The sequence below is a fragment of the Xenorhabdus sp. SGI240 genome (assembly GCF_040081915.1).
GTDB classification, from domain to species: Bacteria; Pseudomonadota; Gammaproteobacteria; order Enterobacterales; family Enterobacteriaceae; genus Xenorhabdus; species Xenorhabdus bakwenae.
In genome coordinates this window covers 1-15,844 of sequence record NZ_JBEBMB010000056.1, presented here as the reverse complement: position 1 = coordinate 15,844, position 15,844 = coordinate 1, and the positions used below count along the sequence as shown (strand labels likewise).

23 protein-coding genes are annotated in these 15,844 nt (G+C 44.4%); 1 reads left to right on the top strand and 22 read right to left on the bottom strand.

The annotated features are described in order from the left end of the window. From ABLA76_RS12630 to ABLA76_RS12595, 8 genes are all read right to left on the bottom strand, one after another. Window positions 1-445 (bottom strand): phage minor tail protein L (locus ABLA76_RS12630; protein ID WP_348988186.1); only part of this gene is annotated, 445 nt, incomplete at its 3' end. After that, window positions 442-789, bottom strand: coding sequence for a phage tail protein (locus ABLA76_RS12625; RefSeq protein WP_348988185.1), 348 nt, complete (start codon window positions 787-789; stop codon window positions 442-444). The genes ABLA76_RS12625 and ABLA76_RS12630, both read right to left, overlap by 4 nt. Before the next feature lie 77 nt (window positions 790-866). Continuing rightward, the gene (locus ABLA76_RS12620) at window positions 867-1,085 is read right to left on the bottom strand and encodes a hypothetical protein (protein ID WP_348988184.1); all 219 of its coding nucleotides are present in this window, start codon (window positions 1,083-1,085) and stop codon (window positions 867-869) included. A gap of 111 nt (window positions 1,086-1,196) precedes the next feature. After that, window positions 1,197-1,478 carry a type II toxin-antitoxin system YafQ family toxin gene (locus tag ABLA76_RS12615; RefSeq protein ID WP_348988183.1) on the bottom strand — a complete coding sequence of 94 codons (282 nt, stop codon included), beginning with the start codon at window positions 1,476-1,478 and terminating at the stop codon, window positions 1,197-1,199. After that, window positions 1,465-1,731, bottom strand: a complete 267-nt coding sequence (locus ABLA76_RS12610) for a type II toxin-antitoxin system RelB/DinJ family antitoxin (RefSeq protein ID WP_348988182.1) — start codon at window positions 1,729-1,731, stop codon at window positions 1,465-1,467. The genes ABLA76_RS12615 and ABLA76_RS12610 overlap by 14 nt, the downstream gene beginning before the upstream one ends. 92 nt (window positions 1,732-1,823) lie before the next feature. Further along, the gene (locus ABLA76_RS12605) at window positions 1,824-2,639 is read right to left on the bottom strand and encodes a phage antirepressor N-terminal domain-containing protein (protein ID WP_348988181.1); all 816 of its coding nucleotides are present in this window, start codon (window positions 2,637-2,639) and stop codon (window positions 1,824-1,826) included. A 248-nt stretch (window positions 2,640-2,887) separates the two neighbouring features. After that, window positions 2,888-3,652: a phage antirepressor KilAC domain-containing protein gene (locus ABLA76_RS12600; RefSeq protein ID WP_348988180.1), complete on the bottom strand. Its 765-nt coding sequence runs from the start codon at window positions 3,650-3,652 to the stop codon at window positions 2,888-2,890. A 95-nt stretch (window positions 3,653-3,747) separates the two neighbouring features. Then, window positions 3,748-3,918 carry a hypothetical protein gene (locus ABLA76_RS12595; protein WP_348988179.1) on the bottom strand — a complete coding sequence of 57 codons (171 nt, stop codon included), beginning with the start codon at window positions 3,916-3,918 and terminating at the stop codon, window positions 3,748-3,750. Between the two features lie 103 nt (window positions 3,919-4,021). On the opposite strand from ABLA76_RS12595, the gene ABLA76_RS12590 reads away from it, so the two are divergent. Then, complete coding sequence (locus tag ABLA76_RS12590; protein WP_348988178.1) at window positions 4,022-4,804, top strand: XRE family transcriptional regulator; 783 nt, start codon at window positions 4,022-4,024, stop codon at window positions 4,802-4,804. 76 nt (window positions 4,805-4,880) lie between these two features. Here the strand turns inward: ABLA76_RS12590 and ABLA76_RS12585 are convergent, their stop codons facing one another. The 14 genes from ABLA76_RS12585 to ABLA76_RS12520 form a co-directional block, all read right to left on the bottom strand. Further along, window positions 4,881-5,384, bottom strand: coding sequence for a membrane lipoprotein lipid attachment site-containing protein (locus ABLA76_RS12585; RefSeq protein WP_348988177.1), 504 nt, complete (start codon window positions 5,382-5,384; stop codon window positions 4,881-4,883). Window positions 5,385-5,509: 125 nt separating this feature from the next. Then, window positions 5,510-5,698 (bottom strand): hypothetical protein, encoded by a 189-nt coding sequence (locus tag ABLA76_RS12580; protein ID WP_348988176.1) that lies wholly within the window; start codon window positions 5,696-5,698, stop codon window positions 5,510-5,512. Window positions 5,699-5,712: 14 nt separating this feature from the next. Continuing rightward, window positions 5,713-8,619: a phage tail tape measure protein gene (locus ABLA76_RS12575; RefSeq protein ID WP_348988175.1), complete on the bottom strand. Its 2,907-nt coding sequence runs from the start codon at window positions 8,617-8,619 to the stop codon at window positions 5,713-5,715. Between the two features lie 239 nt (window positions 8,620-8,858). Next, entirely contained in the window at window positions 8,859-9,131 is a 273-nt protein-coding gene (locus tag ABLA76_RS12570; RefSeq protein WP_348988174.1) for a DUF1799 domain-containing protein, read from the bottom strand. 29 nt (window positions 9,132-9,160) lie between these two features. Further along, window positions 9,161-9,463: a phage tail assembly chaperone gene (locus ABLA76_RS12565; protein WP_348988173.1), complete on the bottom strand. Its 303-nt coding sequence runs from the start codon at window positions 9,461-9,463 to the stop codon at window positions 9,161-9,163. Window positions 9,464-9,502: 39 nt separating this feature from the next. Continuing rightward, the gene (locus ABLA76_RS12560) at window positions 9,503-10,162 is read right to left on the bottom strand and encodes a phage tail protein (protein WP_348988172.1); all 660 of its coding nucleotides are present in this window, start codon (window positions 10,160-10,162) and stop codon (window positions 9,503-9,505) included. Between the two features lie 43 nt (window positions 10,163-10,205). Beyond that, window positions 10,206-10,607, bottom strand: a complete 402-nt coding sequence (locus tag ABLA76_RS12555) for a phage tail terminator-like protein (protein ID WP_348988171.1) — start codon at window positions 10,605-10,607, stop codon at window positions 10,206-10,208. Next, window positions 10,604-11,185: a hypothetical protein gene (locus tag ABLA76_RS12550; protein WP_348988170.1), complete on the bottom strand. Its 582-nt coding sequence runs from the start codon at window positions 11,183-11,185 to the stop codon at window positions 10,604-10,606. The genes ABLA76_RS12555 and ABLA76_RS12550 overlap by 4 nt, the downstream gene beginning before the upstream one ends. Window position 11,186: 1 nt before the next feature. Next, window positions 11,187-11,540: a hypothetical protein gene (locus ABLA76_RS12545; RefSeq protein ID WP_348988169.1), complete on the bottom strand. Its 354-nt coding sequence runs from the start codon at window positions 11,538-11,540 to the stop codon at window positions 11,187-11,189. Between the two features lie 2 nt (window positions 11,541-11,542). Then, complete coding sequence (locus tag ABLA76_RS12540) at window positions 11,543-12,019, bottom strand: DnaT-like ssDNA-binding protein (RefSeq protein WP_348988168.1); 477 nt, start codon at window positions 12,017-12,019, stop codon at window positions 11,543-11,545. 38 nt (window positions 12,020-12,057) lie between these two features. Further along, complete coding sequence (locus ABLA76_RS12535; RefSeq protein WP_348988167.1) at window positions 12,058-13,068, bottom strand: phage coat protein; 1,011 nt, start codon at window positions 13,066-13,068, stop codon at window positions 12,058-12,060. A 16-nt stretch (window positions 13,069-13,084) separates the two neighbouring features. Beyond that, window positions 13,085-13,786: a hypothetical protein gene (locus ABLA76_RS12530; protein ID WP_348988166.1), complete on the bottom strand. Its 702-nt coding sequence runs from the start codon at window positions 13,784-13,786 to the stop codon at window positions 13,085-13,087. A gap of 89 nt (window positions 13,787-13,875) precedes the next feature. Further along, on the bottom strand, window positions 13,876-14,997 hold the full coding sequence (locus ABLA76_RS12525; protein ID WP_348988165.1) for a phage minor head protein: 1,122 nt from the start codon (window positions 14,995-14,997) through the stop codon (window positions 13,876-13,878). A 3-nt stretch (window positions 14,998-15,000) separates the two neighbouring features. Continuing rightward, a partial coding sequence (locus tag ABLA76_RS12520) for a DUF4055 domain-containing protein (protein ID WP_348988164.1) occupies window positions 15,001-15,844 on the bottom strand: 844 nt, incomplete at its 5' end.

Here is a 15,844-nt window from a genome sequence, read left to right as displayed (position 1 = left end):
GTGGTTTTGCGATATAGTAGACGTCGATTTTTTCCTGTGTGGGGTCAGCTTCTGAATTACCCTCAGGGAAATTACGCGCATCCAGATAATGTGCAAATGTCATACGAATAGTGACACGAGCCTGAACCATATTCTGATAAGCCAGACACATTGCGCTAATGGTGCCATCAAGGTTAGCCACAGTGAGTGTGGACGAAGTTGAACGACCATCGCTATTCACCTCCAGTCCCTCAATTCTGACAGGCCACGGCTTATACTCCACGCCCTGCCACCAGATAGATTTAATCGGTAAGCTGTCTATATCACCTTCCAATTCCTTTTCTGTATAAGGGATGGCGTGATTATGAAAGTAGAGTTCTGGTCCACCAAACACTGAACCATCAACAGAAAACAAAAGAATCTTATTCCCCGACTCAAGGCGTTGGAGATCTGCATTAATTTTCATGCGCTGAATGCCTGTTCAAATGTTGCTGATATTTTCATAACACCACCTGCCATAGGGAGCAGGGTTATTGAGTCTGCCTTGACCCGATACAGCCCTTTCTCACCAAACGGCGGCGTCCAGATAAATGACTTTAAGGTGTGCCTGCGGATAAACTGGAAGATAGGCATTACTTCTTCTTTAAATCCGGTGTAAGAGTAGGGCCAAGACTGGGTTTCGGGGTTAATTCCGTCAGCCGAGACCTGCTTATAGCCATCCCCAAACTCAACGACTTTAATTCGGTGTTTAAATTCACCACTGGGCGAATCCTGAATTTGGGTTCGCCATTTAAATTCTTCAATAGCCATATGAGTACCTATAAAAGAAAAAACCGCAGTTAAGCGGCGTTAGAAGTGAAAAACCCGCGCGGGGCGGGTTGGGATGATTAATCGGTATATTTAGCTCTATCGCGAGTCTCTTTGATACTCATACCAAATACATCACGATGATTTGCACACATCCAGCAAGCACACGCGCAAGGCGTTCTGTAGCACCTGCCTATTCCTCTGGCATCTGGAATGTGACCAGCATTATTGTACTTACTGCGTTTTGCTTTTAAGCGATACATATGATGCCGTCTGACAGCATGATTTCTTACTTTCATAAATGAACCCACGTAATTGTTGCGCGACTGCACAAATGCACAGTCGCTTAATCGTGAGTTCTGAATAGGCTATTTTTCTCATAATAAATGAAAATTATTCCCTGATAGTATTCATCCAAATAGTTGACTATGGGAACCGAGTCTAACTAAATGCAGGGTTTCACTATCCGGTTTTTGGTAAATCAGCAGCAAATCCGGCTTGACGTGGCATTCCCTATACCCAGACCAATTGCCGTCCAGTTCATGGTCACGATGGCGGCGTTCGAGGGGTTCATCATTCGCCAATGCTATCAATACAGGAACTAACGTATCATCAAGACCAATGCGATACTGTCCTTTAGATTCGCGTTTATAGTCCCGCTTAAATGCCATTGAGCGCTCAATCGTCCTCATGCAGATCCGCCATTAGCGCAGACACGCTATCGAATCGCTTTCCCTTTCCAGTTTTCAGTTCATCCATTGCTTTTTGAGTTGCTGCGTTCGGTACTTTGACATCAAAAGGCAAGCGTTGTTCATCAGCTATGCGTAACATCAACAAGCGAATAGCATCAGAAACAGATAACCCCATTGCTTCCAGTGCTGCACTGGCGCGCTCTTTAGTCTCAGCATCAATACGCGCACGAACATAGGTTTCAGTTGTAGTCATTTACTGTCCCTCCGGTCATATATTGACCTATTGTAGTCTCACTATGACTACATCGCAATGGTTATGGAATCAGAGCCGTCCGTGGCTTGGTGTTAGTTCAGCAGATTGGTTTTTCTTTCCAGACCGTTTTTGAGGGCTAATACTGGCCCAGTCACATTACTAAATGCCCCATTAAACGCATGAGCTATCTCAGGTGTCAGAACAGATAAATGTGGATTGAGCGTGTCCCACGCATCTTTAAGGTGCGCTAGGTTTCGATATAGAGCATTGGCATTTCTGAGTTCGGATGAGAGGTCAATGTGTGTTTCTGACTTTGGTATCTCTTCCCGACCCATAAACTCACCCTCTATCGCTTTCGTTGCCAGATACTCTATTGCAGCGGGGATCTGGTCACTGGTTAACTCATTTATATGGCTTACCCTAAACTCATGATGAAGCATTTGGAACAGCTTTTTGTTACTTACTCCATATTTACCCATCAAAGTGTTAACCAGTCCACGAAGGGGCGTCCTATCTTGAGTCGAGGTCTTCTTGGCTTTAACCTCACCAGTAGTCCAGTACTCGTAGAGAACGTCATCGCACTCTTCCTGATACCGGATAACTTTATCCCTAATCGATGCTTTAACTTTATTCGGGCTGATAGTCGCTAACCAGCCAGCTAATTTACGGAGAGTAAGGCAAGTCATTGCTTGTGAACCACCTTTTGTAGGTATAACGATTTCCGTGATACCTTTAGAGAAGCGTGTTTTTAACTTCTCTAACTGTGACTGCCACGCTAAACCCATACCTTCAACAATAGGTTTCATCGGCACATAAGGTTCACCATTATAATTAACAACATAGAGATCTGAGCCATAAAATGGAACGTTAATAGTTTTACTAACGCTTTTAGTTGCTATAATAGACATGTCTATTTTCCTGCAAAAGTTGTAGACGTTGTATAAGAAGCCCTGACTACTGGTAATAGTTGGGGCTTCACCGTTTTACATTGATGACGCGACACTATTTATCGCGTGATTGTCACTTTTTGTAAAGATAACCTTTGTGAATTTGGGAAGCGGCTCGTAAATCAAATTTATAGCGAGCTAATCGATTGCATTAATAACGTAACGTGATAATTTAACTATCCCTTTCAGCCTTCCTTGGCGCTCAATCCTTAAGCTGCTTTATCCACACTCAGTAATTTAGCCAGTTTGGAAATTCCTTTTGCAGTCACAAGAACTTGTTCGCAAACTCGTTCGGTTCCATCGTCTTTAGCGATAATGGTTATTTTGTGCTCCAATAACCCTTGCTGTAATTTGTCTTGATAGCCAACCCAAGACTTTTTACCTAAACGGCGATAAATCCACTTGTTTGAAGATAGAGTGTCGAAAAGAATTTTCGGCTTAATTTGCAGATGTTTTGCTGCGTCTGTAACGCACATGCTGCCAGTCGATTTTTTGGCGATGCGTTCGAAGGCGTCTACATCCGGCTTCATTTCTTCCACCTTGTTCTCAAGCTCAATAACTTTTTCTGTGTAAGTAAGAAGAATTCCACGCAGTGCATCGGGATCGCTCAACACCTGCATTGGGTCAGTAGCTACTGGTGCTAACTTACCAGAACGGTAATCAATGAAAGTTTGGTTGACTTGCAAGCGAAATTTGGGAGAGATCCACCCTGCATACTCAACGGCTAAGAGTTCGTGAGCGAAAGTGCCGCCATTACGCCCATCAATTGAAACTATGCATATTTGCACAGTTTCTTTTTCTACTTCTGAAACAAGTTGTTGCGCCTGTTTTGTGCGTAACCATTGTGCGGGGGCTTTATTGCCACCCAAGCCACTAGCCTTATGCAAAGCATTCAGGTTGAAGCGGCCTTCTGAGTCGGTAGTGATTTCTACGCCTGCAATGACAGGAAGATTTTTATTTGCTACATTATTCATATTGTCACTCTCTGTTATGGGTTGACATGTTGGTTTCTTCGAACGTTACTGACAAATTAGAAGCCTCGTTGGTTGCACCCTTCGAGGTTTCGCTTTTATGGAAGCTGTAATTCACCTTTCCTCTCCATTTCCATCACGATATCCACTATGTATTCCAATTGAACCTGCACAGAGCGGCGCTTTTCTTCGGCTTTATCTTCTAGCCATTGGCGCATCTCTGGACACATCCTGAAAGGGAATGGGGACGGTCTTGTATCTTTTTTCATTTTTATCTCCTATGTATATTTGTAACTGCACATCTTCATAAGATATGATTAGTTATAATCCATGAATCACAATGTGTCAATATGAATTTTTTGGACTTCACATATGAAAATTGATGATAATTTCAAAACTAGAATCGCCCTAGCAAGAAAAGCTATTGATATCACTCAAGGTGAGCTTGCTGATAAAGTTGGGGTAGTAAGACGGCAAATCGCTGCTTATGAAGCAGGAAATTCTAAGCCGAGAGAAAAAGTATTAATTAATTTAGCCGCTGTACTAGGTACTACTATCGAATGGCTTTCTCAAGGAGTGGGTAATGGACCAGAATTAAATAACGTTAGACAAACGGTCACTGTACCTATGGTGCCTGTTTACTCCTATGATCAAGCATTCGAACAAGGATTACTTCTTTTATCAAAGAAAGATAACGAATTTTACATGGACAGCGGTAAGTACGTTGAAGTTCCTTCAGGATTCAGTAATAGAGCTTTTGGCGTAGAGGTGCAAGGGGATTCCATGGAATCCCCCAGTGGTGTTAGTTTTTATCATGGGATGATTGTCATCTTTGACCCGGCTTACCCTGCGGAAGATGGCGAATTAGTTCTTGTAGCCGATATTGCTAATAAAACCTCTATATTTAAGCAGCTAATTAAAGATCAAGGATACTGGTACTTACGTCCACTGAATGATAATTATCCAAGCATAAAACTTACCAGTGACATGGAAATTATTGCTGTAGGAATTCATGCGATGTACACCATACCTAACCCTAGTGCACTAAGGAAAGTAAATTATTCTCCATCATTACATGGTAATTTATCCTCTATTGAGGAGAGAGTAGAAAGAATCGAATCCATGCTTGAGCAACTAATAAAAAAAAATTTTTAAAATAAAATTCTAAATACTTTTTTAGTTTTTATGGCAGCATCTAATGATCAACAAAAAAGCCCCGATGGGGCTTATTTTAATAGTTCTTATACATAGAAATCGCCGCATCATACTTAGTTCTTTCTTGGTCATCATTACCGGAATTATTTTTTATGTAAGACTCCCACTCACTATATGCTTTTATGAGGTATTCCTTTTCTGTTTTATCTTTCGTTAGTTTTTTTCTATTCTCAAAAATAGGCTGCACTAATTGCAACACCTTATTTTTTTGAGTTGATGTGCACTTAATTATAGAAGATATGGCTTCTTTTGAGTCTGCATTATTCATCAACCCTAATCGTACAGTTCGAAGTTTTATATTTTCAACTCGATTGAATGACGCTACCGAACTAGCAAGATAGTTTAACTGATTGGCAAAGTCCTCTTTTTTATTACCTTGATAATCTTTACTAATTTCTGGTGTCGAGCACTTCATTAAGGAAATTTTTTCCTCATGGCTTTTCCTATTCTGATCCTCAATCATCTGAGTACATCCACTTAGTGCCAGCATTGCAACCAACCCAAAAATTAACCTTTTCATCCTAATTCCCTCTTTAGTTAGATACATAAATCTTAATCAAAGTATGGCGCGAAATGAAGCAAAACGCGAAAATACAAGCCACAATGTGATCTACACATAAGTAGGTATTCTCATTTGGTTTATGGTTACATCTCAGCCCAAAGCAACCAGCCGGAGGGACGGCTGATTAACTCCGGGAAGATGATGTGAACATCAGGACTCAATCCCGTAATAAAGCACCCACCATCTTTGGGATTGCCTTTAAACACCTCCACAGGAATATTGATATTTTCCTGTTCAGGACTAACTATTGTTGAACCAATTTTGAAAAACATACATACCTCGCTTATTAATAATTTCTACCCCTAGCCGCTCTAATGATCTTATACAAATCACCACCATCACGGCTTTCTTGAACTATCACCGCCCTTATTTTTCTCGTCAGTGATTGTTCCGCTGCTTGTGCATCTATATTTGAAGCGATAGATTGTTGCTGTTGGCCCTCTACATGAATTCCACCAAGATTAACCTGAACTCCACCAGCAGGCACAGGTTGCATACCGTACATTACTGGAGTCGGAGTGCTGACTGTCATTGGTTGGGAGCCGCCAACGTGACCACCGCTAGCATAGCCTTTCTTAGCACCATCCATTAATCGATATAGGTTAGCCACGCCGAGACGCATTGTCGCTTCTTTGGTAAATACGAACTCACCGCCGTGAACAACACCTTTAGGTTCGTATTTACCGCCATCTCCAGTGTAGCCGCCGCCAGCGTATCCAAGGACGCTCGCCACCGCCCCTCTCCATCCTTCTGTTTGCCCTCCGAAAGCCGATTTCATCGCATTGAGTATCGCCATCTGTATGAGCATCTTGGTAATCATCTCAAGTATTGATTTGGTGAAATCGCCAAAATTAGCTTTTCCGGTTAAAAGAAAATCAGAAAGACTGTTACTCATACCCTCAAAAGCAAATCTTGAAATGTTAGCAACATTGGCGTAAGTATTGGTGGCTTGGTCTTGGAAATCGGCAAAACCTTTTTGGATACCTTTCTCCCAGTTACCTCTTAAACCTTCTTCTTCCTCGAAGTGCTTCTTTAACACATCTTTTTCTTCTGGCGTCTTAGATTTCTCTATGGCTATCTCTTGCTGATAGACTCGGTCAGATTTACCCGCGCTTTCAATCATAGCTCTGGTTCTGGCTTCAATTTCAGCGACTCGTTTGTGCTGCTGATCCAGTTCAGCGTTGATTTTTTTCTGAGCTTCAACTTCATCACCAATGACAGCCAGTTTTTCTTTTTGTGCCAGAATGCTCTCTTTGCTGGCTAACAGTGATTTTTCATCCAAGGTCAGCTTGCGAGTGCGAGCAGCTTCTTCGAGAATGTTAAACTGCGCTTGTTCTTTCCAAAGATCTTTGCGTTGCTGGCTAATGACATCATTAACGCTTTGGTGTTTCTTGAGCACTTCAAGCTGGGATTGCAAAGACAGCAAGTCACGAGCGGCTTTCTCATCCTCACGAGTACCAGCATCAACTTTAAACTTAGGCTCTTTTTTGGGTTTCTTTCCAGTACCAGGCCCTCGACGGTTACGAAATGTAAAATCGATACCAGCGCGAGCCTTCGCAATATCCGTTGCCGTCCACAACTTAATCTTACCTTCTTTCGCCAATTGGATATTTTCTTGTATCAATTTATTAAGCATTTTATGCTCATGCTTTCTTTTCTCTGCCCAGCTCGTTCCCTTATCAACCAAATTATTAAACTTAATTTGACTGGTAATGCTGCGCTCTTGAAGTTCTGCGGATTCCTTCTCTTTCCTTACTTTAGTATCCAGTTCACCCAGTTCTTTCTTCCACTGATTTAATATTTCATTTGATACACTAGGCGTTTTTCCATTATGGCGACGGTGGTCATTTTCTGCCGAGCGGATTTTTAACACCAATCTGGCTCTGTGCTCTATATCAGATGGCTTAGCGCCTAATCCAGCAATCGAATCCCACATAAAATTAGCAGCGCGTTTAATCTCATCAAACAGCTTAGGTAATGTACCCATACTATTTCGGATTTCGTTCGCACGCTCAGCCATTGCTCCGCTCAATGCATCCGTGGCATAAGTAACAGCTTCCGTTATTTTCCCTTGAAGTTCTAATTCCTTAATATGTTGGAGTACGCTCACGGAGAGGTAGCGATATTGCTTGTTCAGGGCAACAGAGCCACCATAGGGATCATCAGATAATCGGGCGAAATGTGAAACCAACTCATCAACGCTCTGCCCAGAATAACGAGAAAACTCGACAATAGATTGCCCAGTTTTACTAATATCTACGTTTAGCTTAAGTCCTGCATTCATCAGCTTAATGAGCGCTTCGGCGGCAACTTCTGCACCTGCACCCGTTTTACTGATATTCTCTGCATAACCGATCAATTGCCCCTGCGTAATCCCTGCAAACCGCCCAGAGGCAATAACAGCCCTATTAAAGTTTTCTTGTACCTCTAAGACCCGATCATATGCTTTGGCTACCCCTCCCACCCCTGTAATTACTGCACCAATCACTCCACCACGCAATAACCCGCCCATACCTATTACACTTGCAATATTTTTAAACCCATTGATAGCCGACTTGTTTTTCCCACTTAAGTTGCCAGTTTCCTTACTCGTTTCTTTTAATTTATTGATATAAATATCTGCCGCAGAACTCACACCCAATTGTGCCGCCCGATATCGTAACAATTCATTGCGGCTGAGGTTTTGTGTTGTTAGCTGATCTTTTAATCTGGTAAGAAATACCTGACCCGCTGCGGCCTGTTTAGCATCGACCTCTGCCATCTGTTTCTTTTTGCCAATAATGTCAGACAGGATATTGCGATAAGATTCGAGGTCTAATTTCTCAGATTGACGGGCTTTTCTGGCCTCTGCCTGAATCTTGGTTAACTGTTCTGTAGCGGTAGCATTACGTTTAATGGCATCAATTTGTTTAAAGAATGCTTCTGCGACTTTATCCTGTTCTGCTGCCAGGGTTTTTGAAGCTGCCGCTGCTCTTTGTTCCTTTGCGGCCAATTCCGCGACATTTTTATGTACCCGATCAAGTTCTTTAGCCATCTCAGCCGAAGCCGCCGCGCTCTTTTCTGACTGACTGGTTAACTTATTTGTGGAATTGCTGGCCTTATCAGCGGCATCCTTGAATGAGTTTAACTTTTGCTCACCTCTTTCAAGGTCAGAGGTGTTAACCTTTAGTGAAATCGTTGCTATGTCAGTCATTATGTTTCCTTCGGGTATAAAAAAACCTCCCGAAGGAGGTTATGCTACTTGTGGGTAAATTAACTTCCTTTTGATAAATTATCCCTTTATCTTCAACTTGAAGGGGCTGAATTCAAGAAGGGCCTGTTCAGAGTGGAACCCCTCATAACAGACTACATCATCAGCACAGAAGAGCAGCTCACCGGATATCGTTTCTGAATGGATATCCTTTGAGTAACTTTTTCATTGAGTTACCTCTCTCATTTCTTATGCATGATTTCGAGTGCCTTAACTTCCATCACCCGAATATTGTTAAATACGGTCGCCCTGTCTTTGATGTTGAGATAGCCCATGACCTGATTCAATGGGGAATAATCCAGGCCCGTAGCGCCGTTCATGCCAACGCGCCATTGCGTTCTCATTGCGCTAAACGTCAGATACGAATCCCATATATCAGGCCATACTTCAATATCACACTCATCTGGAAGGAAGCCAAAAGCCCGCTCGAAATCAGCGGCATCTTTGGTGCTCATTCCCCCGTACATAGCCTCGGCGACCGAGATCAGTTTTTTTCGCGATGACCCAAGAGTTCGTTGTAGTAGGTTGTGGTAATTGCCGTGGTTGAGGATGGGTAGTTATCCAGCAACAATTTTAGGTTAGCAGCGTTGTAAGGTTCCTCTATTGCCCAATCCGCCACGATTTGCTCAAAGAATTCCTGCGCCGGCATTTCCCGCATCTTATCCAGTTCACTGATTGGGTGGTGATTGAATGTAAATGTCACCACTTCCGGCTTTTCTTGCCCAGCAACAGGGATCAATACATTTGCTTTGAATTTAGGGTTAGGAACGAGCGTAAACTTAGCCATTTTAAAATATCCTCAAAAAGCCCCATCGAGGGGCGATTATTATTCTGCGTGGGTATAAATTTGCATATCAGACTTGAGAGAGAAACGTGCGGTGACGTTTTCCACTTCGTTCATTGCGGTATTGGGGACACGCTGGAACGATACGGAAGCAGTATAATAACGGTCTTCTGCTGCGCGTTTGTTGAAGAATCGAATTGCGGTAATCTGCTTACTATCATCCAGCTTCGTGAGCAACTTACGGATTGGCAGTTTGGCATCATGAGCGAAGGTGTAGACCTGAACAACGCCGTTTTTGTAGGTATCGATGGTTTCCGCTTGTTCATCTTCCAAGAACTGAACCTCTTGTGTCTGTTGCTCGCCACCTTCTGTGGATAGCGTCATCACCTGCGGCATCACCTCCCATGCCAACACTTTTTTCAATGAACCCGCGCCACCACCAACTGGGAATACGTTTTTATCCGCCGTATCCAAGCCTTCCAATGTAATATTCTTTTCCGTGACCGCCTTAACGCGATAAGCGCCGGAGGCTTTTTTCCAGCCAGAACTGACATGAACGATATCGTCCTTAGCAAGGCCCGTAGCCGATTCAACCGTCAGCACCACCTCTTCTGCGTTAGATGCAGATGTAATTTTGATTTCATCCCCGTACTTGTTTGCAATATAAACACGGGAACCGTTAGGGATGTTATAGGCCATCATCAACCTCTTTTATGTATAAAAAAAGCCGCTATTTGCGGCTGTGTTATCGAACTGCGTCACATCGATAAGATGTACGTATGGGAATGGTATAATTGGCGCCATCCTGAATGGCTGGAAAAATGTTAGGTTCATCGTTGAGATATAAATCCGTAGTCAATAATAAGCCATTCTGTAGGTATCCCGTTATCCGGTCAGCAAGATGGGTTAACACTGAATCGCCGGAACCGGACTTACCCACCACATTCACCTGAATCACGCCACGGAAGACAGGCATGTCCAATGACAATCCAATATTTTGTGTTGTTGCGGGTATGATGTGTAATTGCAGGTACGGATCGTTGATGTCATCAAATGACATATTCGGCCACGCCACTTTGAGATTTTCCTGTTTGGCTATTTTTGCCACCAGCGTCCGAATAGTGTTATTTATTGTTGACTGGTTCATGATTTTGTCTCCGTAACGGCATCACTAAAGAACTTCTGAAATTCCTGTGCTGTTACTGCAATCATGCCATTGGGTGCTTGCGTTGAATGCCCCATCTCCAGACGATAGGCATACGGTACAACGTTTGAGAAATAGACTGCTTTCACCCCAACCTTAAACTGCCCAATAACCAAATCACCCACAGCTTTAGTCAGATTACCGCTTTTATCAATGCGCCCTGTTTCTTCTGTGGGAATTTCATCAAAGGTCACCTGCCAGTTCCCTCTGAATCTGCCTCCGGTGTATCCAGGTGGGGCTTTAATTCCCATAGAGTCAGTGACGCGAGCGTGTTTTTTTAGCTGCCGCTTTTTTGGGGTTAAATTATTGGGATCTGACTGCTGCTGCTCATTCCAGTCATGCACGGCCTGATTATATTCTCTTGCCGTTTGATTGACCTTCCACAGCTCAGGGTTACCCACTGGCGACATGATAATCAATCGTGACAATATCTTAATAAACACTCCCCTTGATGCTGCTTCAATATTGCCTTTGGCTTTATTCACAAACGCATCAATGGATGCCATAAATGGATCTGCCATATCACGCCCTCAACTGAGATTGATAACAAAGCACAATATCAGCAGGCTTGATAGGATTAGGTTCAATCACCCTCAGCCAGACCTCATCCACCAGCACCAAATCCCCTTTATCTATCTGCGTATCAGGAGAAAACACCACTTTAATATCCGTGGAAAGTACCAGAGAACCGTCAATTTCATTAGGGTTGTACCTAACTTTCACTCCGATAGCATTGAACTGCTTTTCCGGTTCGCTGTGCTCTCTACCTTCATCATCAACCCAGTACTTTCCCTTTCGCTTCACCGTAAATTCAGCGCCGTACTTTTTCAGCAACCGCTCGGCCGTTTTTTGCATTCTGGGATAGAACTTCGCCATAGCTACCCCCTGAAAACCTTGAATGTAACGCCACTCCCGGACAGAAAATCCCGCAGCATGCTATTCAGCCAAGACATGTTAGGCCTGCCAGAGTTGGTTCCCTCTGCATAGCTCACCGACACAGCGCCACTAACCGCCTCAGATAACACCTCACCACCAACCGTAGGGGTTAAATCGTACTCCAGCGAATCAACAGCCAATCGGCATTGCACATTAATTAACGGCGTAGGGATCACATCATCCGGCACTGGTTCGCCATCGACATAAATTCCCTTGCGCGGGAATGCCAACGGTTGATTTTTGTTAGCCTTACTCCCTTTCCATTGTTTCGTATCAAGATAGTCCATCGCCTGAAACAACAGGGATGGCAAAACACTATCATCCGGCAGGGAGTAACCACGCTGAGTTGCAAACTGCTTTACATCCTCGATACTGGCGTAGCTATTGAACATTGGCGAGTTTTTATCTGCATCAATCATGCTCACCTCAAAAATAAAGGGGCATCTGCCCCTATTTGTTATTGACCGTCGCCCGTATTCTTCGTTTTACTGCCGGAAACAGGCTTGCCGCTCAATACCGCAGCAAACGGTACATTCTTGCGGTCAAACTTACGCTGCCAGTTAGCCGCCTGAGCGATGTCATCAATGGATGGCGTTTTGTTGGGATCTTCCTCTCCCAGCCAGCTAAATCCGGCAGGTTGCAGGATGAATGTCTTACGCTCCCACAACACCTCAGCACCACCACCATTACCGCCTGACGCCTTACGGTCCAATTCAACCGGAGTATGCGGATTGCCGCTACCGTAGCCAAACGCACCGCCGCCGAAGAAGACCGTCAGATAGCGCCCGTCCTGATACTTCAAACTGTCGTCCATGAAGATAGGTTTACCCAGATAGGTTTGCAGAATGACCCGCCCTTCTGAATCACGGATAGTTTCAATCAGGTTCTTGGTCGCCATCTGTTTCATGACGACAGAGTGAACTCCAATAGCACTGAACGTGTCAGCAGCATCACCCGCAGTAAATGCCGCGTCAATCAGGTTGTTAGCTGAAATTTCATCGCCGCCCTGAATCACCATGTCGCTATCATTGTTCGCAATGTTATTGCCAATGACCCCACGCGCAGTACCAATCAGATAGCGCTGCCATTGGCGAGTCCAGTATGTACCGAAACGGTTACGGATATGGCTCATTGGCTCACTGTTTGCCAATTCTGCTGCCAAGTCAGCCACGCCATACCCCTTGTTGAGGTACAAGACGCGAGCTTTCAGGCTGGACTGGCTGGCCTTTCCAACCTTGCCGATCTGGTCTGGGTCGTCAGACGTGGCGTTAGGCGCTTCGTTCGCATCCAAATCATTCCAGTAGTTAATGGTTGCCGTGCCTTGTCCATCAGAGGCGATAGCGTCCAACTGAGGCAGACGGGTAATAATCCCTGATTCGAAAACGGCGGTTTTTTCCGGGCTGTTCTGTGGCGCGATAGCCTGATAGTAATCACCACGGAAAATGTCGGATAGACGAGTTGTTGCCATTATTTATACTCCTAAGTTACTGTGTTTTTGCGAGGCGTTTAAATTCCTCAGGATCTTCTTCAAATAAACGGATACGTTCCGCTTCCGTATAGTCGCGCCAAGTTTTACCACCGCCTCTGGCAACATGGCGTTGACCTTCGCCTCCGGTTCCGGTCGCTTTACTGCCGATAACAACAGGTGCAAACAACTTGTTGCTACGGAATTCTTTCTCTAAATCGTCAATAGTCAGTGCAGAGGGTTTACTCTCGCTGTCAACAACCCGTGTTTTGCCATCTTCAACGATTAGACGTGATTTGATATGTGGAAGCAGCAGCGCTGCACTATCGCCTGCCAGTTTCGCCGCCAGAGACTGAGCTACGTTATCCACCAGCAATGTGCGCAAATTGACATCTTTTTCTTCGAGTTGCGTTAGTAACTCTTTTTCACGCGCAGTGAGTTTTTCAGACCAACTTCTTTCCAGTGCCTCAATGTCACCGGTTTTGCGGGCCTGCTCGTCTGCTGCCTTTTTTGCCGCTTCTTCCGCCTGACGGCGTTTTTCCTGCTCTGTTTTTTTCTCTGAAAGTAATTCATCCACTTTCTTTTGCAGACCGGAAACATCGGGTATCTCTGGCAACCCTTCGATTTGTAACTGATATTTGTCGCCCTGTTCTTTGTACATAGACTTTTGTTCATCAGTCAGTGCGTCAAATTCTTCTTTTGTTAATAAAAACTTAAACATCGTCAACCTCGGGTTTTGATGATGCAGTCACCGACTGCGGATAATAAAAAACCCGCTCAATGGCGGGCTTGTGTGATTTGTTGCTGGCATTAGTCATAACCAGCCTCTTTGAATGCTTGCTCGTCTATCTCTTTGAGCTTATCTAATGAAATAAACTCCCCTTTATCTGTGTAGAACTGTAAGGGGTGCATTCCGCCATCTTTCATTAGTCGATAGCGAGTTTCGCCGAAGACTTGCTTCTGCCTCCATGCTGGCTGCCTTTGTATCCATTCAATAAATTTAGTTTCTGCCGGAACCTGACCATCCATTGATGCCCGTGTTCCTTCGCTCATTTCATCGGCATCAATACCCAGTTCCCGCCATGATTTCACCACCAGCGTTTCTATTGAGCGACAATTAAAATGGATTTTACCGGGACCTTGCAGGTAAGGAACTTTATGGCCGATAGGTTTACCGCCTAGCGTGTATTTCAGCCCATCACGGACAATGCAATCGTTGGATGTTTTATTGTCGAGCGTTGATACCCACCGCTTGCAGTCAAGAATATCTCGATTGGCTTCGACAAATTGTTCTCTCGCCACCGCCTGTAGATGACTGACAGCAGTTTTAGCGATGGTTGTCGCATTAGCCCGGCTCATTTGCAACGAACCATCTTTATACCCTTGATTGGCGTGGCCTCTGATCTTCCTGCCTATTTCTACCGCACTCTCACCGTTCAGATAACCATGACGAACCGTGTTACTAATTCGAGTCATGCGGTCTTTTTCGAGGCCATCAGCCCACTCAGACAATAACTTCCCCTGAAATGGGCGAGCCATCACAGAGGAATACAACATCTCTTCTGTAATGCCCACTAGCGGGTATTTTCTCAGAACAGCATCAGGAAGCAGGGAATCAAACAATGACGGGTAGTAGCCCATCTCATAGCGGGCATGCTCCAACATTTCACGGGATAACACAGAAAAGGCACTCTCAACCGCATTTTTATTGATGGCTCTCACACTCAATAGCAATGACTCTAATCGCCGCACAGTGAAACTACCAGCGTCAATATTGGTATCATCCAGAGCGACAATTAAAGATGCTGTTAATTCCGCATCGAACTCATTCAGTGCCTTAACCATTTTGCGAGCAACACCAGTGCCATAGCGACCAGAAAACAGCGAATGAGCAATCAACTCATCCATTATCATTTCATTGATAAATTTCATTTATCACTCCAGCATTTCAGGCTCTTTGTTTCTTAACTGATCTTCAATGTCTTCTGGGTTTTCATCTTGTGGAACAATATTGATACTTTGCAGATACCGAATGAAATCAACCTTCCTCATCTCACCGGACTGGACGGCAGATAACAGCGTTGAGATAGCCGCTGAATCAAGTTGCGCGATTTCATAGGTTTTGTTCAGTTCAATCGCTGCATCACCTGCTCCTGCAAACTGAATGCAGAATTGTAACGCCCGGTTAAACGCCTGTTCTACATTGCCAGCGCACAATGACAAGATAGAGTTATCTGTTTGCGCCTCGTTTTGTGCCTGTGTTGCTGTTCGTGCAGAGGTGCCACGCTCAATCAACTTAGCGCCCAGCATTGCCATTTGCTTTTCACGACGTTCTGCCACGGTTATCTGTATGTTGCGCTCTTCCGGTTGGGCGAATTTCATATCCCCTCCTTTGGGAAGCAACACACCATGACGCGAACCAACTGTAAATCCATCCTTCATGTGGGCTTCTATCCATGCGTCATCAAGTCCGGTAAGTGCCACCATTGGCTGCCCGACCGTGTGAGCTGATTCAGCAATATCTGCCTCAGCCTGATAGTGCTTGATATTTATATAGGCGATATCGGCCAACGGCGGTGCATCTGGTGTATGGTCATTATTCATTGAGCCAACCCATGACCACGGTAATTCAGATAATGGGGCACCGCTGGCGTCTTTTAGCTCAATCCAATCGTCAGCGATTAAGTTATTGTCTCGGCACCAGTAACGGGAATAGGCCTTCCCATTTATGAGGCGTAATTCAATCCAGCGATCAACTAGTTGCAATTCAAAATTATCA

What these genes read in the sequence shown, in the direction of transcription:
- ABLA76_RS12550 (WP_348988170.1), bottom strand. Translation starts at nt 11,185, where the DNA reads ATGGCAGATCCATTTATGGCATCCATTGATGCGTTTGTGAATAAAGCC.
- ABLA76_RS12560 (WP_348988172.1), bottom strand. Translation starts at nt 10,162, where the DNA reads ATGATGGCCTATAACATCCCTAACGGTTCCCGTGTTTATATTGCAAAC.
- ABLA76_RS12590 (WP_348988178.1), top strand. Translation starts at nt 4,022, where the DNA reads ATGAAAATTGATGATAATTTCAAAACTAGAATCGCCCTAGCAAGAAAA.
- ABLA76_RS12565 (WP_348988173.1), bottom strand. Translation starts at nt 9,463, where the DNA reads ATGGCTAAGTTTACGCTCGTTCCTAACCCTAAATTCAAAGCAAATGTA.
- ABLA76_RS12600 (WP_348988180.1), bottom strand. Translation starts at nt 3,652, where the DNA reads ATGAATAATGTAGCAAATAAAAATCTTCCTGTCATTGCAGGCGTAGAA.
- ABLA76_RS12615 (WP_348988183.1), bottom strand. Translation starts at nt 1,478, where the DNA reads ATGAGGACGATTGAGCGCTCAATGGCATTTAAGCGGGACTATAAACGC.
- ABLA76_RS12530 (WP_348988166.1), bottom strand. Translation starts at nt 13,786, where the DNA reads ATGTTTAAGTTTTTATTAACAAAAGAAGAATTTGACGCACTGACTGAT.
- ABLA76_RS12605 (WP_348988181.1), bottom strand. Translation starts at nt 2,639, where the DNA reads ATGTCTATTATAGCAACTAAAAGCGTTAGTAAAACTATTAACGTTCCA.
- ABLA76_RS12625 (WP_348988185.1), bottom strand. Translation starts at nt 789, where the DNA reads ATGGCTATTGAAGAATTTAAATGGCGAACCCAAATTCAGGATTCGCCC.
- ABLA76_RS12620 (WP_348988184.1), bottom strand. Translation starts at nt 1,085, where the DNA reads ATGAAAGTAAGAAATCATGCTGTCAGACGGCATCATATGTATCGCTTA.
- ABLA76_RS12535 (WP_348988167.1), bottom strand. Translation starts at nt 13,068, where the DNA reads ATGGCAACAACTCGTCTATCCGACATTTTCCGTGGTGATTACTATCAG.
- ABLA76_RS12580 (WP_348988176.1), bottom strand. Translation starts at nt 5,698, where the DNA reads ATGTTTTTCAAAATTGGTTCAACAATAGTTAGTCCTGAACAGGAAAAT.
- ABLA76_RS12575 (WP_348988175.1), bottom strand. Translation starts at nt 8,619, where the DNA reads ATGACTGACATAGCAACGATTTCACTAAAGGTTAACACCTCTGACCTT.
- ABLA76_RS12610 (WP_348988182.1), bottom strand. Translation starts at nt 1,731, where the DNA reads ATGACTACAACTGAAACCTATGTTCGTGCGCGTATTGATGCTGAGACT.
- ABLA76_RS12555 (WP_348988171.1), bottom strand. Translation starts at nt 10,607, where the DNA reads ATGAACCAGTCAACAATAAATAACACTATTCGGACGCTGGTGGCAAAA.
- ABLA76_RS12525 (WP_348988165.1), bottom strand. Translation starts at nt 14,997, where the DNA reads ATGAAATTTATCAATGAAATGATAATGGATGAGTTGATTGCTCATTCG.
- ABLA76_RS12545 (WP_348988169.1), bottom strand. Translation starts at nt 11,540, where the DNA reads ATGGCGAAGTTCTATCCCAGAATGCAAAAAACGGCCGAGCGGTTGCTG.
- ABLA76_RS12570 (WP_348988174.1), bottom strand. Translation starts at nt 9,131, where the DNA reads ATGAGCACCAAAGATGCCGCTGATTTCGAGCGGGCTTTTGGCTTCCTT.
- ABLA76_RS12595 (WP_348988179.1), bottom strand. Translation starts at nt 3,918, where the DNA reads ATGAAAAAAGATACAAGACCGTCCCCATTCCCTTTCAGGATGTGTCCA.
- ABLA76_RS12585 (WP_348988177.1), bottom strand. Translation starts at nt 5,384, where the DNA reads ATGAAAAGGTTAATTTTTGGGTTGGTTGCAATGCTGGCACTAAGTGGA.
- ABLA76_RS12540 (WP_348988168.1), bottom strand. Translation starts at nt 12,019, where the DNA reads ATGATTGATGCAGATAAAAACTCGCCAATGTTCAATAGCTACGCCAGT.